At 41.4% G+C, this 19,171-nt stretch carries 16 protein-coding genes; 2 read left to right on the top strand and 14 right to left on the bottom strand.

Annotated features, from left to right (window positions below):
- Position 1: 1 nt before the first annotated feature.
- The 13 genes from gatA to BMMGA3_RS01710 all read right to left on the bottom strand — a co-directional run bounded on the left by gatA (position 2) and on the right by BMMGA3_RS01710 (position 17,209).
- On the bottom strand, positions 2 to 1,459 hold the full coding sequence (gene gatA, locus BMMGA3_RS01770) for an Asp-tRNA(Asn)/Glu-tRNA(Gln) amidotransferase subunit GatA (protein WP_003348368.1): 1,458 nt from the start codon (positions 1,457 to 1,459) through the stop codon (positions 2 to 4).
- A 12-nt stretch (positions 1,460 to 1,471) separates the two neighbouring features.
- On the bottom strand, positions 1,472 to 1,762 hold the full coding sequence (gatC, locus tag BMMGA3_RS01765) for an Asp-tRNA(Asn)/Glu-tRNA(Gln) amidotransferase subunit GatC (protein WP_003348369.1): 291 nt from the start codon (positions 1,760 to 1,762) through the stop codon (positions 1,472 to 1,474).
- A gap of 292 nt (positions 1,763 to 2,054) precedes the next feature.
- Positions 2,055 to 2,510, bottom strand: coding sequence for a YueI family protein (locus tag BMMGA3_RS01760; protein WP_003348370.1), 456 nt, complete (start codon positions 2,508 to 2,510; stop codon positions 2,055 to 2,057).
- 183 nt (positions 2,511 to 2,693) lie between these two features.
- Complete coding sequence (aceA, locus tag BMMGA3_RS01755) at positions 2,694 to 3,977, bottom strand: isocitrate lyase (protein ID WP_003348372.1); 1,284 nt, start codon at positions 3,975 to 3,977, stop codon at positions 2,694 to 2,696.
- 36 nt (positions 3,978 to 4,013) lie between these two features.
- Complete coding sequence (gene aceB / locus BMMGA3_RS01750) at positions 4,014 to 5,606, bottom strand: malate synthase A (RefSeq protein WP_003348374.1); 1,593 nt, start codon at positions 5,604 to 5,606, stop codon at positions 4,014 to 4,016.
- Between the two features lie 257 nt (positions 5,607 to 5,863).
- Positions 5,864 to 7,411, bottom strand: coding sequence for an L-glutamate gamma-semialdehyde dehydrogenase (gene pruA / locus BMMGA3_RS01745; RefSeq protein WP_003348377.1), 1,548 nt, complete (start codon positions 7,409 to 7,411; stop codon positions 5,864 to 5,866).
- 157 nt (positions 7,412 to 7,568) lie between these two features.
- Positions 7,569 to 8,741 (bottom strand): CamS family sex pheromone protein, encoded by a 1,173-nt coding sequence (locus tag BMMGA3_RS01740; RefSeq protein ID WP_003348379.1) that lies wholly within the window; start codon positions 8,739 to 8,741, stop codon positions 7,569 to 7,571.
- A gap of 13 nt (positions 8,742 to 8,754) precedes the next feature.
- Complete coding sequence (gene ligA / locus BMMGA3_RS01735) at positions 8,755 to 10,761, bottom strand: NAD-dependent DNA ligase LigA (protein ID WP_003348381.1); 2,007 nt, start codon at positions 10,759 to 10,761, stop codon at positions 8,755 to 8,757.
- Between the two features lie 55 nt (positions 10,762 to 10,816).
- Positions 10,817 to 13,021, bottom strand: coding sequence for a DNA helicase PcrA (gene pcrA, locus BMMGA3_RS01730; protein ID WP_003348383.1), 2,205 nt, complete (start codon positions 13,019 to 13,021; stop codon positions 10,817 to 10,819).
- A gap of 74 nt (positions 13,022 to 13,095) precedes the next feature.
- Positions 13,096 to 13,782 carry a heptaprenylglyceryl phosphate synthase gene (locus BMMGA3_RS01725; RefSeq protein ID WP_003348384.1) on the bottom strand — a complete coding sequence of 229 codons (687 nt, stop codon included), beginning with the start codon at positions 13,780 to 13,782 and terminating at the stop codon, positions 13,096 to 13,098.
- A 222-nt stretch (positions 13,783 to 14,004) separates the two neighbouring features.
- Entirely contained in the window at positions 14,005 to 14,316 is a 312-nt protein-coding gene (locus BMMGA3_RS01720) for a YerC/YecD family TrpR-related protein (RefSeq protein WP_003348386.1), read from the bottom strand.
- A 32-nt stretch (positions 14,317 to 14,348) separates the two neighbouring features.
- Entirely contained in the window at positions 14,349 to 15,395 is a 1,047-nt protein-coding gene (locus BMMGA3_RS01715; protein WP_003348388.1) for a DUF3048 domain-containing protein, read from the bottom strand.
- Positions 15,396 to 15,466: 71 nt separating this feature from the next.
- Entirely contained in the window at positions 15,467 to 17,209 is a 1,743-nt protein-coding gene (locus BMMGA3_RS01710) for an adenine deaminase C-terminal domain-containing protein (RefSeq protein ID WP_003348391.1), read from the bottom strand.
- A gap of 149 nt (positions 17,210 to 17,358) precedes the next feature.
- Between BMMGA3_RS01710 and BMMGA3_RS01705 the strand changes: the two genes are divergently transcribed.
- A complete protein-coding gene (locus BMMGA3_RS01705) occupies positions 17,359 to 17,622 on the top strand; it encodes a YgaP family membrane protein (RefSeq protein ID WP_003348393.1) in 264 nt (87 codons plus the stop codon).
- A gap of 164 nt (positions 17,623 to 17,786) precedes the next feature.
- A complete protein-coding gene (locus BMMGA3_RS18675; RefSeq protein WP_412150666.1) occupies positions 17,787 to 17,900 on the top strand; it encodes an EYxxD motif small membrane protein in 114 nt (37 codons plus the stop codon).
- On the opposite strand, the gene purD is transcribed toward BMMGA3_RS18675, so the two are convergent.
- Positions 17,878 to 19,149 (bottom strand): phosphoribosylamine--glycine ligase, encoded by a 1,272-nt coding sequence (purD, locus tag BMMGA3_RS01700; RefSeq protein ID WP_003348395.1) that lies wholly within the window; start codon positions 19,147 to 19,149, stop codon positions 17,878 to 17,880. The genes BMMGA3_RS18675 and purD overlap by 23 nt on opposite strands.
- Between the last annotated feature and the right edge of the window lie 22 nt (positions 19,150 to 19,171).

The raw sequence follows: 19,171 nt of genomic DNA, 5'->3' as shown, positions 1-19,171 counted from the left end.
CTTACAACTGTGGTTTTTGTTTATGAAAATCAGTTGCCTGTTCGAACGCATGGGCAACGCGATATACGGTGCTTTCATCAAAATGTTTTCCTATAATTTGAAGGCCGAGCGGCAAGCCATTTGTAAAACCGCAAGGAATAGAGATTGCCGGAACACCAGCAAGGTTGACAGGAATCGTTAAAATGTCGTTTGCATACATTGTTAACGGATCATCCACTTGTTCTCCGATTTTAAAGGCCGATGTCGGGGTTGTAGGTCCGATGATCACATCGAATTTTTCAAAAACATCTTCAAAGTCTTTTTTAATTAGCGTACGCACTTTTTGCGCCTTTTTGTAATATGCATCATAATACCCCGAACTTAAAGCAAATGTACCAAGCATAATCCGCCGTTTGACTTCATCGCCAAAACCTTCAGCACGGGTTTTTTTATACATATCAATCAAGTTCTCCGCATTTGGAGTCCGATAGCCGTAACGGACGCCGTCAAATCGGGCAAGATTTGCAGATGCTTCTGAAGAAGAAAGCAAATAATAAGTAGCAAGTGCATATTTTGAATGCGGCAGAGAAACTTCTTCCCATGCAGCGCCTAATTTTTCAAGCACTTTTAACGCATCAAGGACCGACTGGCGTACTTCCTCTCTTACCCCTTCGCCGAGGTATTCTTTTGGAACTGCAATCTTTAATCCTTTAATATCACCTGTCAGTGCTTCCACAAAGTTTGGAACATCTACATTCGCTGATGTGGAATCCATTGGATCAACACCTGAAATAGCCTGTAATAAGTAGGCATTATCTTCAACATTTCGGGTGATTGGCCCGATTTGATCAAGAGATGACGCAAACGCAACAAGACCAAAACGTGAAACTCGTCCATACGTCGGTTTTAGTCCTACCACTCCGCAAAAAGCTGCCGGCTGGCGAATGGATCCTCCTGTATCTGAACCTAAAGAAAACAAAACTTCACCCGCTGCGACAGATGCCGCTGAACCGCCTGATGAACCTCCAGGCACCGTTTCCAAATTCCATGGGTTTCGTGTTTTTTGAAATGCGGAGTTTTCTGTTGAAGACCCCATGGCAAATTCGTCCATATTCAATTTACCGATTGTGATGGTTTCTGCATGCTGTAATTTTTTTATGACCGTTGCGTCATAAATCGGATCAAAGTTTTCGAGAATTTTGCTTGCACACGTAGTCCGCAAATTCTTCGTAACGATATTGTCTTTTATCCCGATTGGCATACCAAACAGCAAACCTTTTGATTCATCCGTGCCAAGCTTTTCGTCCAGTTTTCTCGCGGCAGCACGGGCATTTTCTTCATCTAATGTCAAGAAGGCCTGCACCTTATCCTCAACAGAGCTGATACGCTTGTATGATTCATCAACAAGGTCAGAAACGCTGATTTCTTTTTTATGTAAAAGATCATGGAGCTCTGAAACTTTTTGGTCAAATAAGCTCACCTTTATCCCTCCCTATTCTAAAATAGACGGTACTTTGAATTGTCCCTTTTCATGTTCCGGCGCATTTTTTAATACTTCTTCCTGTGGAAGTCCTTTCTCAGGCTTGTCCTCGCGCAGTACATTTTTCATATCCAGAACATGTGAAGTTGGTTTGACGCCTTCCGTATCAAGCTCATTTAATTGCTCGGCAAACGAAATAATTGCATCCAACTGTTTTGTAAATTTTTCGGCTTCTTCTTCTGTAATCGCAAGTCTTGCCAGATGGGCGACGTGCTTTACCTGGTCTTTTGAAATCCTTGACATGGTAGTCACCTCCGAAAATATCCTTTCCACTCAAATAATTTGATCATATCAGACTTTAGCGCTTTAGAGCAATATTGTTTGGAACTCTTTCCTGTAAATATTCAAAAATGAAGAAAGGTTCAAAACATCATGTCCTTCGTTATTTTACCATGAATTTTGCCAAGTTCTCAGTGTTTGTCTGTCTTTTTTCCTTCTTCCAGTAATTAATGAAGGGATCATTTGATAAATGCCGAAAGGGGATTTCCTGCAGGTGCCGTTTTATACTTGAGGGGGACTGGTTGGAGGGTTTTTTCTACTTTTCTTTTTTAAAAACGTTTTTGAAAACTGACAGCAATCCTTTTTGGCTTTTGCCTTTTTGCGGCTGTGGATTCTCCTCTTTCTGTTTCATAATATATATTTCTTCCTTATCGATTGCAAAATCATAAGCAAGAACAAGACCAATCTCTGTGTCATGGACTTTATTTGTCACTATTGTAGATTCAATTTTATATTTTTTTGCCACTTTCATATATTTGGACAAATAGGAATAATTCATATTCCCGTTTAAGTAAAGATGAGCATTCGGGTTTTCCTTCATTAGAGTCTCCATTTCTTTATAAACCCCGTTTTCTCTCACTTGATGTTGAGTTAGGGCCGCGACAATCCTTTCTCTAAGTATACCTAGAAATTTTCGCCGTTCATCCGGTTTCGTTTCTTTCTTTCCATGAATCCCTTGCAAGATATAATCATTAACATTTTGTTTTGGCAACACCAATTCCTCCTTTACCATATGCTACTATTATGTATGTAACAATCTCAAAAAAAGTGCCTTCTCAAGATTTCCATTATGAGCAAAAAAAATCCTTCTTTACCGCTTTGAATCGGTAAAGAAGGTAATCAATTTAGGAGAAATTTAGGTGAAAAAATCATGGCAACAAAAATGGTATTGCTGTTATTTTGCGGCGATAAATTGTTCTACTTCCGTTGAGCCTTTTAATGCAGTAGTTGAAGAACTTCCACCACTGATCACCATGGCAACTTCATCAAAGTAGCCTGTGCCAACTTCACGCTGGTGTCTTGTAGCTGTATAGCCGTACTTTTCACTTGCAAATTCAGCTTGCTGCAATTCAGAATAAGCCGCCATTCCGCGGTCTTTGTATTGACGTGCTAGTTCGAACATGCTGTGGTTCAATGTATGGAATCCTGCTAGTGTAACGAATTGGAACTTGTAGCCCATTTTTCCGAGCTCAATTTGGAAATTCGCAATCGTTTCATCATCAAGCTTTTTCTTCCAGTTAAATGATGGTGAGCAGTTGTAAGCTAACAGCTTGCCAGGGAACTTCTCATGAATAGCTTCCGCAAATCGTCTTGCTTCCTCTAAGTTTGGCTCAGATGTTTCACACCAGATCATATCAGCATACGGTGCATATGCCAATCCGCGAGCAATCGCTTGATCTAAACCAGCTTTTGTGCGGAAGAATCCTTCTTCTGTACGCTCTCCAGTAATGAACGGAGCATCGTATGGATCCACATCACTTGTTACCATATCCGCTGCGTTTGCATCTGTCCGAGCAATTAACACTGTTGGTACACCCATTACATCAGCTGCTAAACGTGCAGCAATCAAGTTTTTCACTGCAGTTTGTGTTGGAAGTAATACTTTTCCTCCAAGGTGTCCGCATTTCTTTTCTGAAGAAAGCTGATCTTCGAAGTGAACCCCTGCAGCCCCGGCTTCAATCATCGCTTTCATCAATTCAAACACGTTCAGCTGTCCGCCAAAGCCTGCTTCTGCATCAGCTACGATCGGAGCAAACCAATCAATTGAATGGTCCCCTTCAGCATGATGGATTTGGTCAGCACGCTGCAACGCTTGATTAATACGTTTTACTACGTGCGGAACACTATTTGCCGGATATAAACTTTGGTCAGGGTACATATGACCTGCCAAGTTTGCATCAGCTGCAACTTGCCAGCCGCTTAAGTAAATAGCTTTCAGTCCGGCTTTTACTTGCTGAACAGCCTGATTGCCTGTAAGTGCACCAAGGGCATTTACAAAATCTTCTTCATTTACAAGCTTCCAAAGCTTTTCCGCACCGCGGCGTGCCAATGTATACTCAATGTCAATTGACCCACGTAATTTGATTACATCTTCTGCTGAATAAGGACGGGTAATTCCTTTCCAGCGCGAATCCTTTTCCCAGCTTTCCTGTAATTGTTGTACTCTAGAATCTGTCATGTTTAAATCCTCCTTAAAATTTATGATTATATTAATCTATAGAATTTCATAACCCGGAAGAGTTAGGAATTCAGCAAACTCATCGTTTAATATTAGCTTGTCAAACAATTCAACTGCCTCTTCAAACCGGCCATTAGCATAAGCTTCAGCACCGATTTCCTGTTTAATTTTTTCGAGCTCTTCTTTCTTAAACTGCTCATACATCTCAACGGTCACTTTTCTGCCGTCATCTAAAATACCTTTTGGATGGCGGATCCATTGCCAAAGCTGTGCCCTTGAAATTTCTGCTGTAGCAGCATCTTCCATTAGATTATGGATAGGCGCTGCGCCTCTGCCGCTTAGCCAAGATGCCACATATTGGATTCCGACATTGATGTTCATTCGGACACCATTTTCTGTGATCGTTCCCTCAGGAACTTCGAGTAAGTCACTGGCTGAAACGTTAAGTTCTTCAAGTTTTTTCGTTTCAATTTGATTGGCATCAGGCATTTCCCGATTAAAAACTTCTAGCGCAACCGGAACTAAAGCAGGGTGTGCTACCCATGTCCCATCATGACCGTCGCGTGCTTCCCGTTCTTTATCGGCACGTACTTTTGCAAAAGCTTCTTCATTTGCTTTCGGATTGTTTTTAACAGGAATTTGTGCCGCCATACCTCCAATTGCCGGCGCTTTACGGCGGTGGCAAGTCTGAATCGTCAGCAGTGAGTAAGATCTCATAAACGGAACAGTCATTGTCACCTGTGATCTATCAGGCAAGATGACATTTTCGTGATTGCGGAACTTTTTCAAGTAGCTGAAAATATAATCCCAGCGTCCGCAGTTCAATCCGGCAGAATGCTCCCTTAATTCATATAAGATCTCATGCATTTCGAACGCAGCCAAAATCGTTTCAATAAGAACCGTTGCTTTTATTGTCCCTTGAGGGATACCCAGCTTTTCCTGTGAATAAACAAATACGTCATTCCACAGTCTTGCTTCAAGATGGCTTTCAAGCTTCGGCAAGTAAAAATAAGGGCCGGTTCCTCTCGCAATCAGATTTTTTGCATTATGGAAAAAGTACATTCCAAAATCGAAGAAACTGCCGGAAATCGGTTTTCCATCAAGCAGCAAATGTTTTTCTTCAAGATGAAGGCCTCTTGGACGAACAAGAAGTACAGCTGTTTTTTCATTAAGAACATATTTCTTGCCGTTTGGATTTTCGAACGAGATCGTCCGGTTCACTGCATCTCTAAGATTAATCTGCCCTTCGACAATGTTTTCCCAAGTTGGTGAAGTGGCGTCCTCACAATCTGCCATAAAGATTTTGGCACCGGAATTCAACGCATTTATTATCATTTTTCGATCGGTTGGTCCGGTAATTTCCACACGTCTGTCACGTAGATCGTCTGGAAGCGGCGAGATTGTCCAATCCCCGTTTCGAATATGCTCTGTTTCAGGAAGAAAATCCGGGAGTTTTCCCTGGTTGATTTCTTCTTGCCTTTTTTGCCGGAGCTGCAGCAGTTCTTTTCTCCGTGGACCAAACTTTCTTTCCAATTCTTCAATAAAATTGAGTGCTTCTGCTGTTAGGATTTCTTCATATCCCGGTTTGATCGAACCAACGATTTCAATGCCTGTCGTTTGAGTGGACATGAGTTATATACACCCCTTTGTTATAATACACATATTATTGTTAATTCGTATTATATAACAGATGATCAAAAAAAGAAACACTTTTTATGATTTTTAAGAAAATTTTTTATTGCTGTTTTTCAATATCCGAACTTTTCGGGGATTATTGATTGTCAAAAAAATAAGAAGGATTAATTTTTGTTAGAGGATAAGGTACTAGAAGAATGTTTGTTGAAAACACAAAACCCCTTCTCAAAATAAGAAGGGGCTTAATGGCATTAGAACATTTCTGAAGTTGTTTTCGCTTGCATATGCAGAAGCAAGTAATCAGGACCGCCTGCTTTTGAATCTGTACCGGACATGTTGAATCCGCCAAACGGCTGATACCCAACGATGGCGCCAGTACATCCGCGGTTAAAGTACAAGTTTCCGACATGGAAATCTTCACGCGCTTTTTCGATGTGTTCGCGATTATTTGAGATAACTGCACCTGTTAAACCGTACTCGGTATTGTTTGCAATTTCAATCGCATGATCGAAATCTTTCGCTTTTGCAAAGCCAACAACCGGTCCGAAGATTTCTTCCTGCATGATGCGTGCTTTAGGATCAAGATCAGCAAATACAGTCGGCTTTATGAAGAAGCCTTTAGAGCTATCTCCTTCTCCGCCTGTCTTCAGTTTGCCTTCCTGCTTCCCGATTTCAATATATTCCATGATTTTGTTGAAGGCGTTTTGATCAATAACAGGGCCCATGAATGTGTTTTGATCTTCAGGATTTCCTACTGTTAATTGATTCGTTAACTCCACAACTCGGTTTAATACTTGATCATATACATCCTCAAAGACAACCGCACGGGAACAAGCCGAACATTTTTGCCCGGAGAATCCGAACGCAGAAGCCACAATCGATTGCGCTGCTAATTCAAGATCAGCTTCTTTATCAACGATAATTGTGTCTTTTCCTCCCATTTCTGCGATAACGCGCTTCAGCCAGATTTGGCCGTCATTTAATTTTGATGCGCGTTCGTAAATGCGTAAGCCCACATCGCGGGATCCAGTGAAGGAAATGAAGCGGGTATCTTTATGATCAACTAAATAGTCGCCTACTTCCGAACCGCTGCCCGGAACGAAATTTAACACGCCTTTTGGAAGGCCTGCTTCTTCCATCACTTCTACGAATTTTGCTGCAACAACCGGAGTTGCAGACGCTGGTTTTAACACAACCGTGTTTCCGGATACAATAGCCGCAACCGTTGTTCCAGCCATGATCGCTAACGGGAAGTTCCATGGAGAAATAATGACTCCGACTCCTAATGGAATGTAGTCATAACGGTTGAATTCATTCGGACGGCTGTTAACCGGTACACCGTCTTTGATGCGAAGCATTTGCCGCCCATAGTATTCAAGGAAGTCAATCGCTTCCGCTGTATCAGCGTCCGCTTCTTTCCACGGCTTACCGGCTTCTTTTGTCAATAACGCAGAAAATTCATGCTTGCGGCGGCGAAGAATCGCTGCAGCTTTGAACAGCACATCCGCACGTGTTTCCGGTTTTACCTTTCTCCATGTTTTAAACGCTTCCACGGCAGCCTGCATCGCTTTTTCCGCAAGCTCTTTGTTTGCTTTGGATACGCGGCCGATAACTTCCTCTTTATTGGAAGGATTGATGGAAATAATCTTATCTTCTGTGGAGATGCGCTCTCCGCCAATCACTAAATCATAGTCTTGACCTAAATAGCCCTCAACTGTTTTTAAGCCTTGCAGGTACGCTTTTCTGTTTTCTTCCACAGTAAAGTCTGTAAAAGGCTCATGTTTGTAAGGTTGTACCATTTTCCTGCCTCCTTATGTATTAAAACGTTTACATACATTAATCATTCTACCATGTTTCTTTTCTTCACTTCAATCATATCAAATTCACTTATTTTCTCAGTATTCCAATAGCATTCATATGCTAAAAAAGAAAAAGCCAGAAACCCTCTGGCTTATTTTACTCGTAAATATGAACAAACGGCTCATTCTGTTTGGGCTTTCGGACAATTAACGCTTCCGGACCGTTTACAGAAGTGATATTTACATTAACGGAAATATAATCTGGAAAATGCTCCATTACTAATCCGGTTACATATTGGGAAAATCCAATCACTTCTGCCTTTCCGTAAAATTGAATCGGGATATCGATATTTATTTCCTGAAGCTGCCCTTCTGCATAAAAAGCTCTGCCGATAACGCCGTTAAAGTTAGGAAAATACTTCTCTACATCTTGTTTGAAGTTTTGAAACATTGTCCAATCGTCACGGTGTTTCTCTTCCGCCTCTGGAGAAGGAAAGAGTATATAATCCTCATTCACTTTTTCCCATTCACTGATACTTGAACTGCCTTTCGCTACATTCGTGTATGCAAAAAAGTTGCCGGGTACGACAGACGAACGGCTCTCCTGTTCAAACAGCCCTATCATGATTGGTACATCCTTTAATCCATCCATTTTTCTTAATCGTCTGACCACTTCTTCAGCTATTTTTTTCCCTTCTCTCTCAAGTTCCGCATGAGGGATTTTCCTTTCAAAAGTGGCTCCAAATTGTTCTGTTTGATAATAATAGACTGAATTTAAGGCAAGGCCGATCGCCACACCGCCAAGATGGTATGTGTTATTTTCCCCTTGTACAAGGTAGTCGTGTTCCAAAATATGAGCAAGGTAAATCGGATTTCTATTATTCCGTTCTTTTATGTCGCCTTTTCCGTCATCGAGCGGGTTAAGCCCAATGTTTTCTTTTTCGCTGAGATTTTCTTCTTTTAACTGTTCAGGAGTAAACTTTCGGTTTAACCAGAGCTGTACAGTTTTCCGGTCAAGATATTGTCCTTCTCTAAATACATATTTATCAGGATCAAATATATTTTGGGCCAGCCTCATCAAGCCTGTTTCAAATTCATTAATGTCATATCTTGTATTAAGATTTTCCACAACAAGGCCGCGAGCTTGACTCGGCTCAAAAGGCATAATTGTTCGATAGTACTTATCCGAAATTTTGTATTTAGGAATAATCGCTTTTTCTTTTTTCGAATCGTCTGTTTTTTGGACGACTTCCTCCTGCTTTTGAAAATTCGGCGCACATGCAGTCAGCAAGAGGACGAGAGATAACGCGATTATTGAGAGTTTTCTCACCGCATTTCCACCTCTATTTCGTTAATTCTTCAAGCAGCCTCTCCTCGTTCCAAACCTCAATTCCAAGCTCCTCTGCCTTTGTAAGTTTCGAACCAGCGTCTTCTCCTGCAATGACAAGATCCGTTTTCTTACTCACGCTTCCGGCTACATTTCCGCCAAGAGCCTCAATTCTTTCCTTTGCTTCATTTCTTGTAAGCTGTGCCAATTTTCCTGTTAACACGATTGTCTTACCAGAAAAGAAAGATTCTGATTCCGTACGTGTAACCGGGGCTGGGCCCTTGTATTCCATATTGACTCCGGAAGCTTTTAATTCCTGGATTAATTCTCTGACTTCTTCCATTTCAAAAAATGTTACGATGGAATCAGCCATTTTCTCCCCAATTTCATTGATGGCTGTTAGCTCTTCTCTGCTTGCAGACGCCAGTCTGTCCATTGTTCCGAATTCCATCGCAAGCGTTTTGGCTGCTTTTGCACCGACATGGCGAATTCCAAGCCCGAAAAGAAGTCTTTCAAGCGAATTTTGCTTCGAAGCTTCAATCGCCTGAAGCAAGTTATTAACGGATTTTTCACCCATTCTTTCCAGTCCAATCAGCTGTTCCCGGGTTAATTTATAAATGTCAGCTACATCATGTACCAGATTGGCTGAAAAAAGCTGGGAAATAACTTTCTCTCCAAGCCCCTCTATATTCATGGCATTTCTTGAGACAAAATGAATAAGTCCCTCACGGATCTGAGCCGGGCATTTCGGATTTATGCAACGAAGAGCCACTTCTCCGTTAAGCCGGACTAATTCACTCTCACATTCCGGGCAATGAGTTGGCATGTGGAAATCTTTTTCTTCACCGGTTCTCTTGTCTGCCAGCACATTGGCAACTTCCGGAATAATGTCACCGGCCTTTTTCACAACAACATGGTCACCGATCTTGATATCTTTTTCACGTATTAAATCTTCATTGTGCAAAGATGCCCTTTGCACCACAGTCCCTGCAACCCGGACCGGTTCTAAAATCGCAGTCGGAGTGACAACTCCTGTACGCCCTACACTCAGTTCGATATCTTTTAAAATCGTAACAACCTCTTCTGCCGGAAACTTATAGGCAATTGCCCAGCGCGGGCTTTTGGCTGTTGTTCCAAGCACTCTTTGCTGCTCTAAAGAGTCTACTTTAATCACAATGCCGTCAATGTCATATGCCAGACTCTGACGTTTTTCAACCCAGCTGTTGACAAACTCAATCACTTCATCAATGTTCGCACAAGTCTTGCGCTCTTTATTCGTTTTGAACCCAAGCTTTTCAAGAAAATCAAGGCCTTCACTGTGGCTCGTTATCCCGGTTTCCCCAACATCACCGATTCCGTAGAGGAAGATGTCAAGATTGCGGGATGCAGCAATCCGCGGATCAAGCTGCCTTAGAGAACCAGCAGCTGCATTTCTCGGGTTTGCAAACGGTTCTTCGCCACGTTCTTTGCGGACTTTGTTTAATGCTTCAAAAGACCGCCTTGGCATGAAAGCTTCGCCGCGAACTTCAATTGTTACCGGCTCGTTAAGCCTCAATGGAATCGAGCGAATTGTTCTCAAGTTTGCTGTAATATCTTCTCCGGTTGTACCGTCTCCTCTTGTTGCACCCTGAACAAATATGCCGTTTTCATAACGAAGAGACACGGCAAGTCCATCGATTTTCAGCTCGCACACGTATGAGAAGTCGTTCCCGATTATTTGGCGAATGCGCCGATCAAAATCACGCAAGTCCTGCTCATTGAATGCATTGCTAAGACTGAGCATCGGCGTTCGATGCTCCACCTTTTTAAACGTATCAAGAACTTCTCCGCCTATACGCTGGGTAGGTGAATCAGGAGTCTTGAATTGCGGAAACTGGGATTCCAATTCAACCAGTTCAAGCATAAGGCGGTCATACTCGGCATCTGGTACGGATGGCTTATCAAGGACATGGTATTCATAGTTATATTGATTAAGAAGATTTTGCAAATCTTTTATTCGCTTTTCAACTGTTTGTAAATCCATAAGCCCAACCCTTCCATATAGAGATTAACGTTAGAAAGTAAATGTGAAAAGGACTTCATGCTTTTTTAATTGGGGCAAATTTTGCCAGCAGCCGTTTGATTCCAATCGGGTTTGGAAAAACAATATCGAGCTCAGTTCCTTCACCCTCGCCTTTTACACTAACAACGATGCCAACCCCCCATTTGCCATGCTCTGCCTTATCTCCCACTTTCCAGTTGATACCATCGCCTCCGGTAGTGGCTGTCGCCGGTCTCATTACCGGACGCCTTTCGGGTTGTTTCGGCATCCCAGACGTAGAAGCCTGACTCTGAACCTTATGAATTACCTCTAAAACATCTTCAGGGATCTCTTTAATAAAACGTGATTCAGGATTCATTTTTGTCTGTCCAAATAGCGTCCTCATCTGAGCGTTGGTTATATAAAGCTCTTCTTCGGCACGAGTGATACCGACATAAGCAAGACGGCGCTCCTCTTCCATTTCCGCTTCTTCCATTAACGAACGGCTATGTGGGAATACTCCTTCCTCCATGCCAATTAAAAAGACTACCGGAAATTCAAGCCCTTTTGCAGAGTGCAATGTCATTAACACGACCGCATCTGTTTTTTGGCCGTCTTCATCAAGACTGTCAATATCTGCAACAAGCGCTAAATCTGTTAAGAACGCTATTAAGCTTTTATCTTCGCTCGTTTCTTCAAAGTTTTTCGTAACAGAAAGAAATTCCTCCAAGTTTTCAAGCCGGCTCTGAGCTTCGAGTGATCTTTCCGCTTTCAGCATTTCGCGGTAGCCTGATTTATCAAGGACTTCATCAACGAGTTCCGTTACAGATAAATACTCTTGCATTCTTGAATAATTTTGAATGAAATCGCGGAATTCAGCCGCCGCTTTCGCAATTTTTGGGCTCAAGCCAATCATATCGATTGCCTCAAGCGCTTGGTACATCGACATGTCATGGCTCAGCGCAAAGTTCGCGATTTTATCAATCGAGCTTGATCCTATGCCTCTTTTAGGTACGTTGATCACACGTTGCAGACTGATATCATCATCCGGATTGGCAATCAAGCGAAGATAAGAGAGGATATCTTTAATTTCTTTGCGGTCGTAGAATTTAATCCCGCCGACGATCGAGTATTCGATATTCGATTTCAGAAGCACTTCCTCCATTACACGCGACTGGGCATTTGTCCTGTACAAAATAGCGATATCAGAAAGCCGCCGCTTCCCGCTTTCAACCATTTCTTTAATTTTTCCCGCAACAAACTGTGCTTCTGCCTGTTCGCTAACCGCTCGGTAATAAACAATCTTATTTCCTTCAGCGTTTTCCGTCCAAAGATTTTTAGGCTTGCGGTTTACGTTATTGGCAATTACTTCATTTGCCGCTAACAAAATTCTCTTTGTCGAGCGGTAATTTTGTTCTAATAAAATAACTTGGGCATTCGGATAGTCTTTTTCAAAAGATAAAATATTGGCAATATCCGCTCCGCGCCATCGGTAAATTGATTGGTCTGAATCTCCGACAACACACAAATTCTTAAATCGTGCAGCCAGCATTTTTACTAGCATATATTGTGCTTTATTCGTATCCTGATACTCATCGACATGAATGTACTGGAATTTTCGTTGATAATATTCAAGAACCTCAGGAACACGCTTGAACAATTGAATGGTTGTCATGATTAGATCGTCGAAATCAAGCGCCTGATTTTTGCGGAGCCGTTTCTGGTATTCAGTATAGATATCACTGACAACCTGCTCGTAATAACCTCCGGCTGTCTTCGAAAATTCTTCAGGATCAATAAGTTCGTTTTTTGCCGAGCTGATAGACCCTAATATCGCCCGCGGATCAGACTTTTTCGGGTCTATGTTTTTGTCTTTCAAAATACCTTTAATCACTGATTGCTGATCTGTTGCATCGAGAATGGTAAAATTTCTGTTAAATCCGATCCTGTCGATATCTCTCCGTAAGATTCTTACACACATCGAGTGAAAGGTTGATATCCAGATTTCCTCTCCGGCGCCGCCAATCAAATTTTGAATCCGTTCTTTCATTTCACGGGCTGCTTTGTTTGTAAACGTAATTGCTAGAATATTGTAAGGATTTACACCTTTTTCGACCATCAAATAGGCGATGCGGTGTGTCAACACTCTCGTTTTTCCGCTTCCGGCTCCGGCCATAATTAAAAGAGGCCCGTCCGTTGCCTTGACGGCCTTTTGTTGCTGTGGATTCAATCCACTCAACAATTTTTCAGTTAAAAATTGCATTTTATTTTTCACCACCAAACGAACGTTTGTTCCTATTCTACATTAGTCCCTTTGCCTTCTCTTCAACCGGGATTTTATGATTTAACTGCAGAAACTGTTTTTAAAGCCTCGGCCAAATTTTTATAAACTGCATTGCCTACGACAATCACATCTGCATGGGCTGCCATTTCCTTTGCCTGTTCTGCCGATTCAATTCCACCGCCATAAAAAAGAACCGTTTCTTCAAGCACTTCTTTTACCTCGCGGACTAACTCCGGATCTCCGTATTTGCCGCTGTACTCAAGATAAAAAACCGGTAAATGGAACATTTTTTCAGACATCATCGCAAACGACTTGACATCCTCTTTATCAAGATTTACATCTGCACTTGTTAGCCAGGCAGCCTTACAGTCTTGATTTAATATACAGTAGCCCTCCATAATAATTTCTTCCCAGTTCATAATCTTCCCGTATTCCTTCACTGCTTGCTGATGCAATCCAGTGATCCACTTAGAATCACGGCTGTTTAATACCGTTGGGATAAAATAGAAATCAAATCCAGGCGTGACAGAATCAATAGTTGAAACCTCCAACACACAAGGAACCGAAAATTTGCGGATTCGAGCCATTAAATTTAGAACATTTTCAAGGGTAATACCTTCTGTTCCCCCAACAATAACAGCATCTGTTCCAGATTCACAGATTCTTTCGAGATCTTCATCGTTAATGGATCTATTTGGATCGAGCTTAAACACATGGCGCCACTCGCGAATATCATACATTGCCAACTGCCTCCCATTAATACTTCCATTACACCATTATAGCATTGTTAAAAGTAATCAAAAAGGAAAAGCGCAAGCGCATTGATCAAGTCCGACGAGCATAAGACAGCTTACGGGGAGGCAGCTCTTCATCCACCAAAGGAGGTTAGCTTATGACCCCGAGGACCTAGGCGCTTGAGCTAGACAAAAAGAAAAAACCGAAGCAGTCTTCGGTTTAAGAGGTTATTTTTCACTTACAGATTCTTGTTCTTTTATTCGATCTAATGCAATTGCATAGGCGTCGTTTCCGTAGTTTAAGGAGCGTTTCACGCGTGAGATCGTAGCAGTGCTGGCTCCTGTTTCTGTTTCAATCTTATGATACGTATTTCCCTCACGGAGCATACGGGCTACTTCTAAACGCTGGGCTAGCGACTGGATTTCATTGACTGTGCAAAGATCATCAAAGAAACGGTAGCATTCTTCCAGATCTCTTAAAGAAAGGATTGCTTTAAACAATTGATCAAGTTGCTTGCCTCTTAATTTATCAATTTGCATATTTAATACTCCTTTAAGATAGAAATATTATTTTAATTAGATTCAAATGAAACAGATTCCGTTAATCCTGGATCAGACGGAATCACATTAACCCATGTTTTTCCGGGCACGAATGATGCTTCTTCCCCATTTAAATATGGAATAATTTTGCCTTCCTTGTTTTTCCATTCTATTTCGTTCCATTTCCCTTTTTGCAACAAATACCCTTTTCCGCCTGAAGTTAAGTTGATATCACGCCTGCCGTAATTGTCAATCACTTTATGTTCCATTTCAAGAATCAAAATATTGTCAATGAGCACCGGCTCTTTTGTTTCATAGTCTACCGTCTGTTCTTCGTTTGTGTAGCGTCTGTATTTCTCAAGCTTAGGATCGTATTCATAGCTGACATTGAACAAATCATTGGAAAAATAGGAAATCATAACAGAACTTGCTTTCTTGCCAGTTATCTTGGCAAGCTCATCTTTTTGATAAAATTTCAACGGATCAGGACTTTCCGTTAAATCATAATTGTTTAACTCAGCTCCTTTTTTAATATTTGCAAACGAAATATACGAATTATGAGGAGCTTTTCGAAAATCTACCCTCTTAAACAGAGTGCCATCATACTTCATCCCATTTAAGTTGTCAATATATCCTTGTTCTAGCATTTTTTTTGCTTCCGGACTGTAGCCATGCGCAATAAACAAGCTGTTAAAACCCTTGGCAAGCTCGATAAGATAGTCTCGAGCACTTCGGACAGGTCCAACCTGATCAGGCATTTCACTTTGAAAGACGGCGAGAAGTCTTGTTACATCACCTTCTGCCAGCACCTCATAAACGATGTCTGCTTTATTCAAGCCTGACTGCGGCCTGGCAGCAGGGTGATTATTAATCACAACAGCGATTGCCCGGCGTTTCGTTTGTTCTTCTGTACCGATTCCCGTTAAAGGGAATCGGTAGGAAAACTCATTTTTTGTTGCTGTTTCCTGAACCGCTTCATCTGATTCTTTTTTTTCGTTTACGTTGGTTTTTTCCTCCTTGTTGCAGCCTGTCAAAAGCAGAAGCATAATGGAGCCAGCAACGACCCATTTTTTTATCATATTAATACACTCCCACATCCCCTAAAATATTCCATTCGCCCGTTGCTAAATTGCTTTATCACTTTTATATTTTAACGCATTATCGATGGAAAGAGTACTATTTTATTCATAACATCGTACATTCCTTGCTGAATAATACGTATATAGGGCAAGTGAGTTGAAGAGAAAAACAGCAATGAATAGATCGGGTCGGCAAAGCGGTATCCTTTCTCCCGCAAGTATTTTGACAGTTGTTTTTCTTCCTCAATTAAATCCTCCACTTTTTTTGAAGACATAATCCCCTTAAGTTGAAGAGGAATTTCTTTTACAATTTCTCCGTTTTCTGAAATGACAATTCCTCCTCCGATTTCCTTCATCCGATTAAACGCAACTAACATATCCTGTTTATTTTTACCGATCAAAATGATGTCACCGGTATTGGAAAATGAACTTACGAGTCCGTGGAGTTCCCGTGCAAATCCTTTTACAATCGTATTAATCCTCCATTTGCCGTTTCGGTCGATCAGCATAAAGAAACACTCGTCATGTGACAAGGATAATTTATCGACCGAAACATCTAAGTTGACTGAATATGGTTTCGTAATAACAGAGTTTTCCATTTTAATTCCGAAAGGCATGGAAAATTGCAAATCATCTGCTGACAAGTCCCAATCAATTGAGAGCGGTTCAAATCCATGCTCGCTCCATTCAAGCATTGGAAAGTCCCAGCAATCTTTCCCATCTCGCTTCACCCATTTTCCTTTAGAAAGAACGGAAATAGGAGTAGGATTTTTCTCATCTGTTATAAAATTGATATTAGCAACTCTTCCTGTCGCAATATTCCCATGTAAATAATCGATATTATAGTATTTCGCAATATTTATGGTTGCCATATTATAGGCATCGATTGGAGGAACTCCTTTTTCAATAGCAATCCGGATCATATTGTCAATAATTCCCTGTTCGTAAAATGAAGATGTTGCTCCATCCGTTGTAAATATAAATTTATCGTACACAGCGATTCCCATCTCATGGATTTCGTCCAGAAGCTGCGGCAGATCAGGTCGAATCGAAGAATAGCGCAGCGAAACCATATATCCTTGCAACAGCCTGTTCAATACTTCTTTCCCAGTCATGGCTTCGTGGTCGCAATCAGCTCCCAAGAGCATCATTTTCGCGAGCGTTTTTTCTGATGCACCTGGAAAATGTCCTTCAATCTTTTTCCTCATTCTTTTGGCTTCCTGTATCCAGTGAAGCATCATATCATCTCCATCAAGGAGTTTTGGCCAGCCAGTCAATTCACCACCCTGCAAAACAGCATCATGGTCGAGCCATGCTTTGATATTTCCATGTGAGAAAACATGTTCTTCATTAAGTAATTCCGTTTGGGAATCAAAGCGGCACCACCAATACATAGAGACTGGGATATTACGCAATTCGTTCAATAAAGAAAACGCTTTCTTTTTTTCTAATTGCAAAGCAAGGACCAAATTGTCATTAATCAATGTTGTTGTACCAAATTGTGATGCATATCGGGCAAAGGAATGGGGATTATATAACTGAAATGGATGGGCATGCGGCTCAATATAACCTGGAACCAGCAGCACATCAGAACAATCGTAGATCTCACACCCTTCTATGTTTTCCGGCATTTTTTCGCCAACATAAACAATGCGATCTTCATAAATCCAAATATTTGCTGTCATCCATTTGCGGAATGTTTGGTTTAAATAACGAGCGTTTTTTAAAAGGATCGTCGGCGGCAATTTGCCGTCCAAAACGGAAACGTGTTCACGCAAGTGCTTATTTTTCCAACGGTAGCGCTGTTCCAGCACCTTGCTCCCTCCTTTTTTATATTTTTATTTTAAATAATCGCAAGAAAGCCCTTACATTTTGGGTGATTAATATATCTTATCATATTTCGTTGTTTAACGCATTAAAGAATGAAAATTATTTTTTACAATTTTGTGAGGAGTGTTCATTTATGAATTTAAAGACAAATATCGGAATTGTGAATGCTTTGATTCGGATTACAATCGGCCTGACAATACTATCATGGAGCACTGCAAAGCTTGTAAAAAAACCTTGGAGGGATTCTTATCTTTTTATGTCTATGCTCGGGGCTATGAAGGTGGCAGAAGGAATTGTTCGTTTTTGTCCAGTAACTGCACTATTTGAAAGAGGACAGGAAATGAGAGACAACAAAGAAACAGAGATGAATCAGATGCACCCATATAATCCATCTTAACGATTTTCAACATTAAATAAGAGGATGTTTCAAAAGCCAAAGGGTCAGACCCCATAACACAATATACAGGACATGATGTTGGATAAATGTACTATATATTGATAAACGAACATGGGGGCAGACCCTTATGAGACAGCCTCAGTTATAAAAGGAGATGATTTAAAATGTTCCTTGAATATGTGATGGATATGTCATTTGTCTTAATTGCGTTAATTGGAAGTATTGTTGCCCTATTATTTGTTTATGTCCGCAAAACTAATAAGAAGCGAGTCCGATAGCTTTATTTCCGATATCTTTACGGTAAAACACTTCATTGCACTGTAAATTGGCAAGCCCTGAATAAACTTTAGCCTGCGCTTCTTTCAAGGTTTCCGCTTTAGCTCCTACAAGGAGCACTCGTCCGCCATTTGTTATAAACAAACCTTGTTCATTTTTTTCAGTCCCGGCGTGAAAAACGGTAAGTTCTCTTTCAAGCTCAGGAAGCCCTTTTAAAACAGAACCTTTTTTGTATGCCCCAGGATAACCTTCTGCTGCGACTACAACTCCAAGCATTGCCTGGTGATCCCATTCGATTTCAGGTTTTTTTCCATCTAATAAATCCAATATTACGGACACAAGATCCGATTTCATTCTCGGCAAAACAACTTGTGTTTCTGGGTCGCCAAAACGGGCATTAAACTCAATTACTTTCGGGCCGTTTTCCGTCTTAATAAGGCCTGCGTAGAGGATGCCCGAAAAGCTTCTTCCTTCCGCGACGAGCGCTTTTGCAGCCGGTATTAAAATCATTTCAATCGCCGTTTTCACTGTATCCTCGCCAATGTGCGGAACCGGAGAATATGCCCCCATTCCTCCCGTATTAGGACCCTGATCCCCGTCATAGGCCCGTTTATGATCTTGTGCGATTTCAAGAGGAACGACCGTTTCTCCATGAACAAAAGCCATAAGAGAAAATTCTTCACCACTTAAAAATTCTTCAATCACTACACTAGAGGATGCAGCACCGAACTTTTCATGAAGCAGCATTTCTTCAAGGCTTGATAGTGCCTCCTCTACCGTAAGAGCGACTGTTACTCCTTTTCCTGCAGCTAACCCATCCGCTTTGATGACAATCGGAGCGCCTTTTTCCAAAATATATTCCTTTGCTTCCTCATAATTTGAAAAAACTTGATATTCGGCTGTCGGAATTTGATATTTTTTCATAAGTTCCTTCGCAAATGATTTGCTGCCTTCGATTAAGGCCGCTGCTTTTTTGGGGCCGAATACTTTTAATCCCGCTTCACTGAAACGGTCGGCCAGCCCTTCTAAAAGCGGCACTTCTGGTCCTATAATGATGAGGCCTATATCTTCTTTTTTTGCAAACTCAAGGAGTTTTTCTTGATCATGTTCCTCAACGAAAACTCGTTCCGCCACATTTTCCATTCCTGGATTCCCTGGAGCAACAAATACTTTATCGACCAACGCGCTTTCGCTGACTTTTGTACAAATGGCATGCTCACGGCCACCCCGTCCGATGACAAGTACCTTCAATTTTTTCCACCTCACAAGCGTG

The sequence above is a fragment of the Bacillus methanolicus MGA3 genome (assembly GCF_000724485.1).
GTDB classification, from domain to species: Bacteria; Bacillota; Bacilli; order Bacillales; family Cytobacillaceae; genus Bacillus_Z; species Bacillus_Z methanolicus_A.
This window is presented reverse-complemented; position numbering and strand designations above follow the sequence as displayed.

Excerpts from the sequence above, each read along its gene's own strand:
- gatC (WP_003348369.1), bottom strand. The coding sequence starts at position 1,762 with ATGTCAAGGATTTCAAAAGACCAGGTAAAGCACGTCGCCCATCTGGCA.
- aceA (WP_003348372.1), bottom strand. The coding sequence starts at position 3,977 with ATGACAGATTCTAGAGTACAACAATTACAGGAAAGCTGGGAAAAGGAT.
- aceB (WP_003348374.1), bottom strand. The coding sequence starts at position 5,606 with ATGTCCACTCAAACGACAGGCATTGAAATCGTTGGTTCGATCAAACCG.
- pruA (WP_003348377.1), bottom strand. The coding sequence starts at position 7,411 with ATGGTACAACCTTACAAACATGAGCCTTTTACAGACTTTACTGTGGAA.
- ligA (WP_003348381.1), bottom strand. The coding sequence starts at position 10,761 with ATGGATTTACAAACAGTTGAAAAGCGAATAAAAGATTTGCAAAATCTT.
- pcrA (WP_003348383.1), bottom strand. The coding sequence starts at position 13,021 with ATGCAATTTTTAACTGAAAAATTGTTGAGTGGATTGAATCCACAGCAA.
- BMMGA3_RS01725 (WP_003348384.1), bottom strand. The coding sequence starts at position 13,782 with ATGTATGATATTCGCGAGTGGCGCCATGTGTTTAAGCTCGATCCAAAT.
- BMMGA3_RS01720 (WP_003348386.1), bottom strand. The coding sequence starts at position 14,316 with ATGCAAATTGATAAATTAAGAGGCAAGCAACTTGATCAATTGTTTAAA.
- BMMGA3_RS01715 (WP_003348388.1), bottom strand. The coding sequence starts at position 15,395 with ATGATAAAAAAATGGGTCGTTGCTGGCTCCATTATGCTTCTGCTTTTG.
- BMMGA3_RS01705 (WP_003348393.1), top strand. The coding sequence starts at position 17,359 with ATGAATTTAAAGACAAATATCGGAATTGTGAATGCTTTGATTCGGATT.
- BMMGA3_RS18675 (WP_412150666.1), top strand. The coding sequence starts at position 17,787 with ATGTTCCTTGAATATGTGATGGATATGTCATTTGTCTTAATTGCGTTA.